The following is a 14321-nucleotide window of genomic DNA, read 5'->3' as shown; positions in this document are numbered from 1 at the left end:
TGCACTGCAATCACACGGATGATAGCATCGCTATCATTCCGTGCTGGAGGGCGCCGTGGCAAGCCTGACCATCCGCAAGCTCGACGAACACGTCAAAACCTATCTGCGGCTGCGCTCGGCCAAGAATCGCAGGTCGGTCGAGGAGGAGGTCCGGGTCATCCTGCGGGAGCTGATCGAGGGTCGCGAGGAGCCGCTGACGCCGTTTGCGGCACCGCCTGCGCCCTCGTCCGCCCCCACTCTCCAGCGCACCGGCGCCGCCCCCGAGGCCAGCGTCACCCTGATCATTGGCGGCGGCATCGCGGCCTATAAATCGCTCGACCTGATCCGCAGGCTGAAGGAGCGCCGCGTCGAAGTCCGCTGCGTCCTGACCAAGGCAGCGCAGCAATTCGTCACGCCGCTGGCGGTGAGCGCGCTCTCGCATGAGCGCGTCTACACCGACCTGTTCGATCCCCAGAGCGAGTTCGACGCCGGCCATATCCGCCTGGCGCGCGACTGCGACCTGATCGTGGTGGCGCCGGCGACCGCCGACCTGATGGCCAAGATCGCCAACGGCCACGCCGACGATCTCGCCAGCGCGATCCTGCTCGCGACCAATCGCAAGGTCTTGCTGGCCCCGGCGATGAATCCGCTGATGTGGAACAATGCGGCGACGCGCCGCAATGTCACGCAGCTGCAGCGCGACGGCTTGGTGCTGATCGGGCCGAATTCCGGCGAGATGGCCGAAGCGGGTGAGGCTGGTGTTGGCCGCATGTCGGAAGCGATCGAGATCGCCAATGCCGCCGAGCGGCTGCTGCGGCCGCCGGTGCCGAAGCCGCTTGCCGGCAAACGCGTGCTGATCACCGCCGGTCCCACCCACGAGCCGATCGACCCAGTGCGCTACATCGCCAACCGTTCCTCCGGCAAGCAGGGCTTTGCCATTGCCGCCGCCGCGCAGGCCGCGGGCGCCGAGGTGATCCTCGTCAGCGGCCCGGTCGATCTCGACGACCCCCAGGGCGTCACCGTCAAGCATGTGGAATCGGCGCGGCAGATGCTGGAGCAGGTGCAGGCCGCGCTGCCCGCCGACATCGCGATCTTCGCCGCCGCCGTCGCCGACTGGCGCGTCGCAAACGAGGGCGAGCAGAAGCTGAAGAAGACGTCCGCCGGCATGCCGCCGCTGCAGCTGGTCGAGAATCCCGACATCCTCGCCACGATTTCAAAACTGACCGACAAGCGCCCACCGCTGGTGATCGGCTTTGCCGCCGAGACCGAGCACCTGATCGACAACGCCAAATCGAAACTTGCCCGCAAGGGCTGCGACTGGATCGTCGCCAACGACGTCTCGCCCGCCACCGGCGTGATGGGCGGCGACCGCAACACCGTGCATCTGATCAGCCGCAAGAATGGAGAGATTGCGGTTGATTCCTGGCCGGTGATGACCAAGGAACAGGTCGCCATCGAACTGGTCGCGCACATCGCAAAGAGCGCGACCGACAAATCCCGGGAGCCGGCATCTTGAGCACGAAGGTCACGGTCGAACTGCAGCAATTGACGCATGCCGACGGTTTGCCACTCCCGGCCTATCAGACCGCGGAAGCCGCCGGCCTCGACCTGATGGCAGCGGTGCCGGAGGGCGAGCCGCTGACGCTCGTGCCCGGCCAATACGCGCTGGTGCCGACGGGCCTTGCGATCGCCTTGCCGCCCGGGCACGAGGCCCAGGTGCGGCCGCGCTCCGGACTCGCGGCCAAGCACGGCGTCACCGTGCTGAATTCGCCCGGGACGATCGACGCCGACTACCGCGGCGAGATCAAGGTCATCCTGATCAATCACGGCGCAGCACCCTTCGTGATCAAGCGCGGCGAGCGCATCGCGCAGATGGTGATCGCGCCCGTGGTGCAGGCCGCGCTGGTTCCGGTGACGACGTTGTCGACGACCGATCGCGGCGCTGGCGGCTTCGGCTCGACCGGGCGCTAACGCACGGCAGATCCAGCCGAATCATCCCGAAGAACCACGTGAGCTGGAACACGTCGCCCCGCATTTTTTTGGGGCCGCCTTTACGTTCACGATCTGGACTCTTACCGGCGGAGTCACGGTGAGGGTATTGTCTTTTGATTCGCGCGCGACGGGGGTCGCCGCGCGTAGATTCGTGCGGTCTTGGGGCAACTATGTCAGGCGTGATCGTGTCGATGCGTCGGACGCTGCTGTCGTGCACATCGCTTGCGCGCAACGGCCTCGTGGGAGGCGCTCTCGCAGCGCTGTTGCCGGCTGCGCCGGCCGAGGCCGCCGACCTCATCGACACCCTCTCCATCGTGCTGGATTTCAACCGGCAGGAACTCGCGGTGCTCGCCACCGCGCTGGCCCTGCTCGGCTTCTCGGTGGTGGCCGCGATCCTGCTGATGCGCACACGCGTGCGGACAGCGAAGAACGAGGCGCGGCTGCGCGCCCGGATCGGGGAACTGCAACTGCAGGCCGACCGCTTCGGCGCGCTGCTGTTCGCCGAGCCGCAGATCCTGATCTCATGGCCCGCCGGCGATAACCGCGCGCAAATCTCCGGCGACATCTCCATGGTGCTGCCGCGCGACTCCTCGCCGCAGCGCGTGCTCGCCTTCGGAACCTGGCTGCCGCCGGAACCCGCGCTGCAGATGGATCATGCGGTCGATGCACTGCGCGACCGCGGTGACGGGTTCCAGCTGACGCTGACGACCGCGCACGGCCACACGCTGGAGGCCATCGGCCGCGCCATCGGCGGCCAAGCCATTGTCCGGATTCGCGAACTCTCCGGGCTGCGCCGCGACCTGGCCGAGACCAATCTGCGCTACAACGCGCTGTCCGACGAGACCGAGATGCTGCGCGGCTTTGCCGCCGCTGCACCCTGGCCGATCTGGGCCAAGGGCGAGAACGGCGCGCTGACCTATGCCAACCCGGCCTATGTCCGCGCCACCGAAGCAGCCAGCGTCACCGACGCGCAGGAGCGCAAGCTCGAGCTGCTCGACAGCGCCGACCGCTCCGCGATGGAGCGGGGCCTGAAGGACGCCGCGGGCTTCACCTCGCGGCTGCCGATCGTGATCAGCGGTGAGCGGCGCATCTACGACGTGCGCGCCGTCAATGTCGGCAGCGGCAGCGTGGGCGTCGCCATCGATGCCAGCGAGGCGGATGCGCTCAGCTCCGCGCTGGTGCGGATGGCGGAGGCGCACCGCCGCACGCTGGACCAGCTCTCCTCCGGCGTTGCCGTGTTCGACGGCCAGCGCCGGCTCGCCTTCTACAACGATTCCTACCGCCGGCTGTGGGACCTCGACCGCAGCTTCCTCGACGCCAATCCCGACGATTCCAGCGTGCTCGACAAGCTCCGCGCCGCGCGCAAGCTGCCCGAGCAGCCCGATTTCCGCGCCTGGAAAGCGAAACTGCACGAGGCCTATCGCGCGGTCGAGGCCGCGAAGGACACCTGGTATCTGCCCGACGGCCGCGCGCTCTCGGTCGTCACCACGCCGAACCCGGAAGGCGGCGTCACCTATCTGTTCGACGACGTCACCGAAAGCCTCGAGCTTGCCCGCCGCTTCGACGGCATGATCCGGGTTCAGCGCGAGACGCTGGACAGCCTCGCCGAAGGCGTCGCGGTGTTCGGCAGCAACGGCAAGGCCCAGCTGTTCAATCCGGCCTTCGTCCGGATGTGGAAGCTGTCGAGCGATGCCATGCGCGACGAGCCGCATATCCAGACCGTCGAAGGCTGGTGTCATCAGCTGTTCGACGATCCCGCGGTCTGGCGCCAGATCCGCGAGGCCGTCACCTCGATCGAGAGCCGCGCCGACGTGCCGCTGAAGCTCGAGCGGAAGGACGGCAGCGTGCTCGACGGCATGATCCGTCCGCTGCACGACGGCGCGACCATGCTGACGTTCCAGGACATCACCGACACCGAGAATGTCGAGCGCGCGCTACGCGAGCGCAACGAGGCGCTGGAGGCCGCGGACCAGATGAAGGTGGATTTCGTCCACCACGTTTCCTACGAGCTGCGCTCGCCGCTCACCACCATCATCGGCTTCGCGCATTTCCTCAGCGATCCCTCGACCGGGCCGCTGACGCCGAAACAGGCCGAATATCTCGACTACGTCACCAAATCGACCAACGCGCTGCTGGCGCTCACCAACAACATCCTCGATCTCGCCACCATCGACGCCGGCGCCATGAAGCTGGAACTCGGGCCCGTCGACGTCAGCAAGACCATCGAGCTGGCCGCGGAGGGAATCCAGGACCGGCTTGCCACCGACCGCATCCGCCTCAAGGTCGAGATCGCGCCCGACGTCGGCAGCTTCGTCGGCGACGAGAAGCGCGTGGTGCAGGTGCTCTATAACCTCCTCGCCAACGCCGTCGGGTTTTCTCCACAGGATTCCACCGTCGGTATCAGCGCGCGGCGCACCGAGCGAAGCGTGGTCTTCACCGTGACAGATTCCGGGCCTGGAATACCTGCCGACATGAAGGACAAGGTGTTCAACTGGTTCGAAAGCCGCTCGCAGGGCTCGCGTCACCGCGGCGCCGGGCTCGGCCTGTCGCTGGTGCGCTCCTTCGTCGAGCTGCATGGCGGCAAGGTGCTTGTGGATTCGATCGTCGGCCGCGGCACGGTCGTAATCTGTGATTTCCCGACCGACCAGGCGGCGCATCGCGACGCCGCCGAATGACAGAGCCCACCAAACTTTCCGTCGCGCTTCACAACGAGACGGCCACCGCGCAATTGATGGCCGACCTCGCGCTCCTGATCGGCCCCGGCGACGTCATCACTCTCACCGGCGATCTCGGCGCCGGCAAGACCGCGGCGGCGCGCAGCCTGATCCGCTACCTCGCCGGCGACGAGGAGCTGGAAGTGCCGAGCCCGACCTTCACCCTCGTGCAAAGCTATGAGCTGCCGCCTTTCCCGGTGATGCATGCCGACCTCTACCGGATCGAGGACGAGAGCGAGCTCGAGGAGATCGGGCTGTCGCCGCTCCCCGAGGCCACGCTGGTCCTGATCGAATGGCCGGAGCGCGCGCCGTCGGCAATGCCCGCAGATCGCATCGACATCGCGCTGACGCATCGGCCGGCGCTGGGCTCGAACGCACGCGCAGCCGATATCACCGGGTATGGCAAGGCCGCTGCGACTGTGCCGCGGTTGAAGGCGCTGCGCGAATTCCTCGACAACTCGGGCTATATCGACGCTGGACGCAAGCGCATGGCCGGGGATGCCTCGACGCGGTCCTATGCGCGCCTGATCCGCGACGACGGCGTCGTCATTCTCATGAATTCACCGCAGCGCCCCGATGGCGCGGCGCTCTATAACGGCAAGTCCTACAGCGCAGCAGTGCATCTGGCGGAAAACATCAAGCCGTTCGTTGCCGTCGATGAAGGCCTGCGCGCGGCGGGAGTATCCGCGCCGGCGATCCACCATTTCGATCTCGACCACGGTTTTCTGATCTCGGAGGATTTCGGCAGCGAAGGCGTAATCGAAGGCCATCCGCCGCGCCCGATTGGCGAGCGGTACGAGGCTGCGACCGACGTGCTCGCCGCGCTGCACGCCAAGACGCTGCCGGAAACCTTGCCGCTGGCCGGCCAGAGTTACGACATCCCGGTCTTCGACGTCGAGGCGCTCTTGATCGAAATCGGCCTGATGCCGGAATGGTATCTGCCCGATCGCAACGCGCCGCTCAGCGAAGCGGCCCGCGCGGAGTTCTTCGCGATGTGGCGCGAGCTCTTGAAGAAGCCGCTGGCCGCGCCGAAGACGTGGGTCATCCGCGACTACCACTCGCCGAACCTGATCTGGCTCGACGATCGCAGCGGCATCGAACGCGTCGGCGTGATCGACTTTCAGGACACGGTACTCGGTCCGCACTCCTATGACGTGGTGTCGCTGCTCCAGGATGCCCGCATCGACGTGCCCGAAAACATCGAGCTCACGCTGCTGTCGCGCTACATCAAGGCGCGCCGCGCCAGCGACGCGGCCTTCGACGCCGCCGGCTTCGCCGAGCTCTACGCCATCATGTCGGCGCAGCGGAACACGCGCCTGCTCGGCACCTTCGCCCGGCTCAACCGCCGCGACGGCAAGCCGCACTATCTGCGTCACCAGCCGCGGATCTGGACCTATCTCCAACGCTCGCTGGCGCATCCTGCGCTGGGCTTCCTGCGCGACTGGTATCTCGCCAACGTGCCGCCGCCCAAAAGTCCGCCTCAGCCCTGATTTGGGACCTGATTTACCGGCTGTTAGCCAAGACGTCGGTATTCTGGCGGCCAGGCAGCCGGATAAATACGGGCTGGAGCGGGCAGATGGCGGTAAAGACGGACCAGCGTGGCAACAGCCGGGTCGTTTTCGAGCGTGGGATTCCGGCCCAGATGATGGGTATCGACGGGACCTGGCGGCGCGAATGCACCATGGAGGACGTCTCCGACAGCGGCGCCAAGCTGACCATCGACGGCTCGGTCGAAGGCCTGCACCTGAAGGAATTCTTTCTGCTGCTGTCCTCCACCGGGCTGGCCTATCGGCGCTGCGAATTGGCCTGGGTCAATGGCGACCAGATCGGCGTCAATTTCCTGAAAGTCGGCGACAAGAAGAAGAAGGCGCGTTCCACAGCCGTCGGGGCATGACGGCAACACCCGTCGTACAACCGTCACGGCGGCTGGCTAAGGCGATTGAGATGCGGTGCGGCCGATCGAACCTCGTGTTAGGGTTGCTGCGAACGCGAAAGGTCTGAGAAAGCGAGATGTCCGTCAAACCGACCAAAGCCATGGTGCTCGCCGCAGGGTTCGGCCTGCGCATGCGTCCACTGACGGACAAGATGCCGAAGCCGATGGTGCCGGTAGCCGGCCAGCCGCTGCTTGACCACGTGCTCGACAAGCTCGGCCAGGCCGGCGTGACCGACGCCGTGGTCAACGTGCATTACCTGCCGGACCAGATCATCGAGCACACCGCCTCGCGCCAGCATCCGCGCGTCACCATCTCCGACGAGCGCGACCAGGTGCTCGGCACCGGCGGCGGCGTGGTCAAGGCGCTGCCGCTGCTCGGCGATGCGCCGTTCTACCATGTCAATTCCGACACCTTGTGGATCGACGGCGTGCGCCCGAACCTGACGCGGCTCGCCGAGAATTTCGACCCTGAGCGCATGGATATCCTGCTGCTGATGGCGCCGACCGCGACCAGCATCGGCTATAGCGGCCGCGGCGATTACGGCATGCTGCCCGACGGCGCCTTGCGCAAGCGCAAGGAAAAAGAAGTCGTTCCGTTCGTCTATGCGGGCGCTGCGATCCTGTCGCCCACGATCTTCGACGGCGCGCCGCAAGGCGAGTTCTCGCTGACAAAAATGTTCGACCGTGCCAACGAGCAGGAGCGCCTCTTCGGCCTCCGCCTCGACGGCGTCTGGATGCATGTCGGCACGCCCGATGCCGTGCACGCCGCGGAAGAGGCGTTTCTGGAGAGCGTGGCGTAGAGCCAGCCCCAAAGACGGTGCCGTAGCCCGGATGAAGCGGAGCGCAATCCGGGGCCCCAGGGCTTGTGGCACGAATCCCGGATTGCGCTCCGCTCCATCCGGGCTACGAAACGCCGAACAACGGGGACGATTCCTCCCCGCCCCATGACCATTCGACCCCGCCTCCCTATATTGCCTGTTCCTCCGAATCAGGCAGCCCATGCGCGTTTTCAGCGTCCCCATCTCAGTTCCGTTCCTGCGCACGGTCGTCACGGCCCTGCTCGAGGGACGGCTGGTCGAGGGCTTCGAGGCGCGCAGGGAACCGGCGCGGCTTGCCGACGCAACGCTGTATTTGCCGACCCGCCGCGCCATGCGCGTCGTGCGCGAGATTTTCCTCGACGAGATGAAGGCCGATGCCGTCGTGCTGCCGCGCATCGTCGCGCTCGGTGACATCGACGAGGATGAGCTCGCCTTCGCCGATGACGGCGAGCAATTTTCCGGCGCGACGCCGCTCGATATTCCGCCGCGGCTTGGCGAGCTCGAGCGGCGGCTGACGCTGGCACAACTGGTTGCGGCGTGGGCCAAGGGCCCGGTGCTGGCGCCGCTGGTAGTCGGCGGGCCCGCCTCGACGCTCGCGCTCGCCGGCGACCTCGCACGCCTGATCGACGACATGGTCACGCGCGGCGTCGACTGGAACGCGCTCGACGGCCTCGTGCCTGACAACCTCGATCGCTATTGGCAGCACTCGCTCGAATTCTTGCGCATCGCGCGCATCGCCTGGCCCGGTCATCTCGCCGAGATCAACCGGATCGAGCCCGCGGCGCGGCGCGACCTCCTGATCGCGGCGGAAGCCAAGCGGCTGACCGCGCATCCGCATGGACCTGTCATCGCGGCGGGCTCGACCGGCTCGATGCCGGCCACCGCGAAATTCCTGCACGCGGTCGCATCGTTGCCGCATGGCGCCGTGGTGCTGCCCGGCCTCGACACCGATCTCGACGACGACGCCTGGCGCAGCATCGGCGGATTGCGCGATTCGCTCGGCAAATTCGTCGAGCACCCGGCCTCGAACCATCCGCAATACGCCATGAATGCGCTGCTGGATCGATTCGGCATCAAGCGCAGCGACGTCGAGATTTTACGGCCGCCGGCCGAAGGCGGTCGCGATCTGCTCGCCTCCGAATCGATGCGGCCCTCCGCCAAGACGGAAGTCTGGCACGACCGGCTGAAGCAGCCTGACGTCGCCGCGAAGATCGCCGGCGGCATGACAAATCTTGCGGTCGTCGAGGCCCCCAACCCCGAAATGGAAGCGCTCGCGATCGCGATTGCGATGCGCGAGGCACGGCATCTCGACAAGTCGGCAGCGCTGGTGACGCCGGACCGCGCGCTGGCGCGGCGGGTGATGGCGGCGCTCACCCGATGGGGCCTCAGTTTCGACGATTCCGGCGGCGACGTCCTGATGGAAACTTCAGCCGGCGTTTTCGCGCGCCTTGTGGCGGAAGCGGCGACCAAGGGCCTGGAGCCACCGACGCTGCTGGCGCTGCTGAAGCATCCGCTATGCCGGCTCGGCCGGCTGCCCGGCGCTTGGAAGGCGGCGATCGAAGATCTCGAGCTCGCAATCTTGCGCGGCACGCGTCCGCCTGCCGGCACGGCCGGCCTGTTGCGCGAATTCAACCGCTTTCGCGATGAGCTTGCAAAATTGTGGCGCAGCGAGGTCTCCGCGCTGCATCGCGCCGAGCCCCGCGCGCATCTCAAGGCCGAGGATCTCGACCGTGTCCAGGCGCTGATCGATATTTTGCAAAAGGCGTTGGCGCCGATCGAGAGCCTGGCCTCTCTAAAACCGTATGACTTCGCCGAGCTTGCGCATCGTCACCGCGAGATCATGATCGAGCTGTCGCGTGACGAGCAGGGCATTCCGCTGGCCTTCGAGGAGCGCGAGGGCCTCGCACTCGCGAGCGCCTTCGACGATCTCCTGCGCGGCGGCACGACCAGCGGGTTGCTGGTGACGCTGCCCGACTACGCGGATGTCTTCCAGACCGCGTTCAGCGATCGCGCGGTGCGGCGGCGCGACAAGCCTGGCGCGCGGCTGCAGATCTACGGCCCGCTGGAATCGCGCCTGATGCAGGCCGACCGCATCATCGTCGGCGGCCTGATCGAGGGCGTCTGGCCGCCGGCGCCGCGCATCGATCCCTGGCTGAGCCGGCCGATGCGGCACGAGCTCGGCCTCGATTTGCCGGAGCGCCGTATCGGCCTCTCCGCGCATGATTTTGCCCAGCTGCTCGGCGGCCATGAGGTGATCCTCACCCACTCCGCCAAGGCCGGCGGCGCACCGGCCGTGACCTCGCGCTTCCTGCACCGGTTGGAAGCGGTGGCGGGCGACGAGCTCTGGAAGGCGGCCGTTCATGCCGGCGAAAACTACGTGCGATTTGCAGAGCGGCTGGACCAGCCCGACAAGGTCGAGCCGATCAAGCAACCCGAGCCGCGACCACCCCGCGCGACGCGGCCATTGAAGATGTCGGTGACCGCGATCGAGGATTGGCTGCGCGATCCCTACACCATCTATGCAAAGTATATCCTGCGGCTGGATGCGCTCGATCCCGTCGACATGCCGCTGTCGGCCGCCGATCGCGGTTCCGCGATTCACGATGCGATCGGTGAGTTCACCGAAAGCTACGCCACGCGTCTGCCCGACGATCCCGCCCGCGTGCTGCGCGCCATCGGCGAGAAGCATTTCGCGCCGCTGATGGAACGTCCCGAGGCGCGCGCGCTGTGGTGGCCACGCTTTCAGCGCATTGCGCGCTGGTTCGGCGAATGGGAGACCGCCCGGCGCGAGGCGATCGAAGGGATCACGGCGGAAACGCGCGGCGAGATTTCGATCCCGCTCGACGGCACGCGCAGCTTCAAGCTGTCCGCGCGCGCCGACCGCATCGAGCGGCGCCAGGGCGGCGGCTACGCCATCCTCGACTACAAGACCGGCCAGCCGCCGACCGGCAAGCAGGTCCGCATGGGCCTGTCACCGCAGCTGACGCTGGAAGCCGCCATCCTCCGCGAAGGCGGTTTCCCCGATATAGACGCGGGTTCGTCGGTAAGTCAGCTCGTCTATGTGCGCTTGAGCGGCAACAACCCGCCGGGCGAGGAGCGCATCCTCGAGCTCAAATACAAGCCGGGCGAGGAGCCGCAGCCGCCGGACACCGCAGCCGCGGAAGCACGGGCCAAGCTGGAAGCGCTGATCCGCGCGTTCGACGACGAGAACCAGCCCTACACCTCGCTGAACCTGCCGATGTGGACCAACCGCTACGGCGCCTATGACGACCTCGCCCGGATCAAGGAATGGTCCGCGGCCGGCGGCCTGGGGATCGAGGAATGGTGAAGGCGCCGCGTCCCATCCCGGATGAAGTGCGCGCGCGGCAGGCCCGCGCGTCGGATCCGACTGCCTCAGCTTTCGTGTCGGCCAATGCTGGCTCGGGCAAGACCCATGTGCTGGTGCAGCGCGTGATCCGCCTCTTGCTGTCGGGCGTGCCGCCGGAAAAGATCCTCTGCATCACCTTCACCAAGGCCGCTGCGGCCAACATGGCCGAGCGCGTGTTCACCACGCTCGGTCACTGGGTGACGCTGGACGACCTCGCGCTCGACGCCGCAATCCGCGCGGTCGGCATTCCCCATCCCGATCGAAAATTGCGACGCAACGCGCGAAAACTGTTCGCCTGCGCGCTGGAGACGCCGGGCGGGCTGAAGGTGCAGACCATCCACGCGCTGTGCACGCGGCTGCTGCAGCAATTCCCGTTCGAAGCCAACGTGCCCGCGCGCTTCTCCGTCATCGACGAGCGCGACCAGACCGACATGATGGAGCGCGCCAATCTGAAAGTGCTGCTGGAGGCCGCGCGCGATCCGGAGAGCGTCACCGGCCGCGCCTTGCTGACCGCGATGGCGAGCGCCGCCGATGTCACCTTCAAGGAGGTCGTGCGCGAGGCGTGTTTGAGCCGGGATCATTTCATGGCCTGGACGGATCAGGCCGGCAACGCGGAAGCGGCGGCTGCACAGATGGCGGCGGCACTGGGCGTCGATGCCAGCGACCGCATCGAGGACGTCGAGACGGAGATTCTCGATGGGCCCTATTTGCCGCGTTCGCGTTGGGACGACATCGCCATTGCGTTGGAGGACGGCAGCAAGTCCGACAACGACCAGGCCTCCCGCCTTCGTGAGGCCAAGGTGTTTTCCGGCAGCGCGCAGGTCGATGCTTATCTGTCCGTCTTCCTTACCGACGAAAAGCTGCCCCGCAAGGCGGTGCTGACCAAGAAGTTTGGCGAGCACAATCCGTCCGTCGCCCGCCTGTTCGAGAACGAGGCGCAGCGCATCGGTGGATTGGTCGAGAAGCGCCGCGCCGTGACCATGCGCGACCGCACGGCGGCCCTGCTGCACATCGCGACCGCCGCCGCGGCAAACTATCGCCGCGAAAAGCAGGAGCGCGGGCTGCTCGATTACGATGATCTCATCGACAAGACGCTGGCGATGCTTGACCGCGTCGCCTCGGGCTGGGTGCATTACAAGCTCGACCGCGGCGTCGATCACGTCCTGATCGACGAGGCCCAGGATACCAGCCCGCGGCAATGGGACATCGTCGCGCATATCATCTCGGAATTCACGGCCGGAGAAGGCGCGCGCGAGGGGCTGAACCGCACCGTCTTCGCCGTGGGCGACGAGAAGCAGTCGATCTTCTCGTTCCAAGGCGCAGCTCCGCACGAGTTCGACGCGCGGCGGCGCGAGCTGCACCGCAAGTTCACCGCCGCCGGGCTGAAGTTCGATCCCGTCGCTTTCACCTATTCGTTCCGCTCGGGCGCCACGATCCTTCACGCCGTCGACCACGTCTTCCGCGATCCCGCGATCTACAAGAGCATCCATTCGGTCGAGATCGGCCATCCCCTGCACAATGCACTCGCCGACGCCGGCCCCAGCGTGATCGAGCTGTGGGATCTCTGCGAGGCCGACGACCGGCAGGACATCGAGGGTTGGCGCGCGCCGTTCGACGGCGTCGCCGTCACCAGCCCCGAGGTCAAGCTTGCCCGCCGTATCCAGGCCGAGATCAAGCACCTGGTCGAGAGCGGCACGCTGACCGGACATGAAGGCGAGCGGCGTCCGTTGCGCTATGGCGACATGCTGATCCTGGTCCGCCGACGCGGCAATGCGTTCGACGCCGTGATCCAGGCGCTAAAGCATGCCGGTGTTCCGGTGGCCGGCGCCGACCGGCTCAAGCTCACCGAACATATCGGCATCATCGATCTGATGAACCTTGCGGATGCGCTGCTGCTGCCGCAGGACGATCTCGCGCTGGCGGTGGCGCTGAAGAGCCCGCTGTTCGGGCTCGACGACGACGACCTCTTCACCCTCGCCCATGACCGCAAGGGATCGCTGCGCCGCGCGCTCGGCGAGCACGCCGCTACAGCTGAGAAATTCGCGACTGTGCTGCGGCGCCTGGAAGCCTGCGAGAGCCGCGCGCGCGAGGAGACGCCGTTCGCCTTCTACGCCTGGCTGCTCGGCGGCGACGGCGGCCGTGCGCGCATCCTGCGCCGGCTCGGTCATGAGGCCAACGACGCACTCGACGAATTTCTGGAGCTGGCCCTGAATTACGAGCGCAAGGCGCCGGCCTCGCTGCAGGGCTTCATGGCCTGGCTGCGTTCGGCCGACACCGAAGTGAAGCGCGACATGGAGATCTCCCGCGACGAGGTGCGCGTGATGACCGTGCACGGCGCCAAGGGTCTCGAAGCCTCGGTCGTGTTCATGGTCGACACTACCTCGTCCCCTGCGGACTCACAGCGGGTGCGGCTGATCCACGTGCCGCGCGGCAATGGCGGCGAGGTCGTGGTCTGGGCCGGACGCAAGGCGGATGATCCCAAGCCCGTCGCGGACGCGCGCAAGGCGATGATCGAGGAGACCGAGGACGAATATCGCCGCCTGCTCTATGTCGCGATGACGCGCGCGGCCGACCGGTTGATCGTCGGCGGCTGCATGCCCGGCAACATGAGGACAGTGCGCAAGCTGAGCTGGTACGACCTGATCGACACCGGGCTCAAAGGCTCCGGCCTCGACAAGCAGGTGATCGAGACGCCGCTCGGCAAGGTCACCCGATTCGCCCGGCCGGAGGATGTCGCGACGCTGGGCACGCCGGCGACCGCGGTGGACCAGGCGGTCGAATTGCCGGACTGGCTGCGGACGCCCGCACCGCGCGAGATCGACGATGATCTGGTCCGTCCCTCCGGCCAGCCGCCCGAAGAGGGCCGCAGTGTCCGGTCCGGCGAATCGGTACAGTCCCGCGCGCTGGCGCTGCAGCGCGGCACGCTGGTGCACCGGCTGCTGCAATCCTTGCCCGACATTGCCATCGAGCGCCGCCGCGAGGCCGCGCTGGGCTTCATGGCCCGCAATGCCGCGGGCTGGGCGGAGGCCGATCTTACGGCGCTCGCCGACAAGGTGCTCGCTTTGATCGCCGAGCCGCGATTCGCCCCGGTGTTTGCCGCCGGCAGCCGGGCGGAGGTCGCCATTGTCGGCAAATTGGAGCGGCCGGGCCGCCCGCCGGCGCTGGTGTCGGGACAGATCGACCGGCTGGTCGTTCGCCCGGAGGAGGTCTTGATCGTCGATTTCAAGACCAACCAGGCCGCGCCGAAGAGCGCCACCGATGCGCCCGTCGCCTATGTCCGGCAGCTCGCGCTGTACCGGGCGGTGCTGGCGCGGCTTTATCCCCAAAAGCCCATCAGGGCCGTCCTGCTCTGGACCGAGGCCCTTGAATATATGGAGATTTCTGCCCCCGCGCTGGACGCGGCGCTGGCATCCCTTCATCTCGGCGTGAGCGTCCTTGACCCGGCAAGGGGCCGTTCATAGGTTGACGCCATGATCCCCGGCGCGATTCCAGGTCGCGCCGATTCTCTTTCAACCGAA

Annotated in this window: 8 protein-coding genes; all 8 read left to right on the top strand. The window is 67.0% G+C overall.

The window, feature by feature from the left end:
• Positions 1-55 precede the first annotated feature (55 nt).
• The 8 genes from coaBC to addA all read left to right on the top strand — a co-directional run bounded on the left by coaBC (position 56) and on the right by addA (position 14264).
• Entirely contained in the window at positions 56-1495 is a 1440-nt protein-coding gene (coaBC, locus tag SE92_RS24130) for a bifunctional phosphopantothenoylcysteine decarboxylase/phosphopantothenate--cysteine ligase CoaBC (RefSeq protein ID WP_063203728.1), read from the top strand.
• The gene (gene dut, locus SE92_RS24125) at positions 1492-1950 is read left to right on the top strand and encodes a dUTP diphosphatase (RefSeq protein WP_063198921.1); all 459 of its coding nucleotides are present in this window, start codon (positions 1492-1494) and stop codon (positions 1948-1950) included. The genes coaBC and dut overlap by 4 nt, the downstream gene beginning before the upstream one ends.
• Positions 1951-2141: 191 nt before the next feature.
• A complete protein-coding gene (locus tag SE92_RS24120) occupies positions 2142-4646 on the top strand; it encodes a sensor histidine kinase (protein ID WP_063198919.1) in 2505 nt (834 codons plus the stop codon).
• Complete coding sequence (gene tsaE, locus SE92_RS24115) at positions 4643-6175, top strand: tRNA (adenosine(37)-N6)-threonylcarbamoyltransferase complex ATPase subunit type 1 TsaE (RefSeq protein ID WP_063198918.1); 1533 nt, start codon at positions 4643-4645, stop codon at positions 6173-6175. The genes SE92_RS24120 and tsaE overlap by 4 nt, the downstream gene beginning before the upstream one ends.
• An 86-nt stretch (positions 6176-6261) precedes the next feature.
• Complete coding sequence (locus SE92_RS24110; protein ID WP_063198916.1) at positions 6262-6579, top strand: PilZ domain-containing protein; 318 nt, start codon at positions 6262-6264, stop codon at positions 6577-6579.
• 116 nt (positions 6580-6695) lie between these two features.
• On the top strand, positions 6696-7418 hold the full coding sequence (locus tag SE92_RS24105) for a nucleotidyltransferase family protein (RefSeq protein WP_063198914.1): 723 nt from the start codon (positions 6696-6698) through the stop codon (positions 7416-7418).
• Between the two features lie 199 nt (positions 7419-7617).
• A complete protein-coding gene (addB, locus tag SE92_RS24100) occupies positions 7618-10764 on the top strand; it encodes a double-strand break repair protein AddB (RefSeq protein WP_063198912.1) in 3147 nt (1048 codons plus the stop codon).
• Positions 10758-14264: a double-strand break repair helicase AddA gene (gene addA / locus SE92_RS24095; RefSeq protein ID WP_063198910.1), complete on the top strand. Its 3507-nt coding sequence runs from the start codon at positions 10758-10760 to the stop codon at positions 14262-14264. The genes addB and addA overlap by 7 nt, the downstream gene beginning before the upstream one ends.
• The last annotated feature ends 57 nt before the right edge of the window (positions 14265-14321 follow it).

Source organism: Bradyrhizobium sp. AT1 (genome assembly GCF_001590795.1).
Taxonomy (GTDB): Bacteria; Pseudomonadota; Alphaproteobacteria; order Rhizobiales; family Xanthobacteraceae; genus Bradyrhizobium.
The sequence above is the reverse complement of the archived record's forward strand: the minus strand, read 5'-3'. Positions and strand labels throughout refer to the sequence as shown.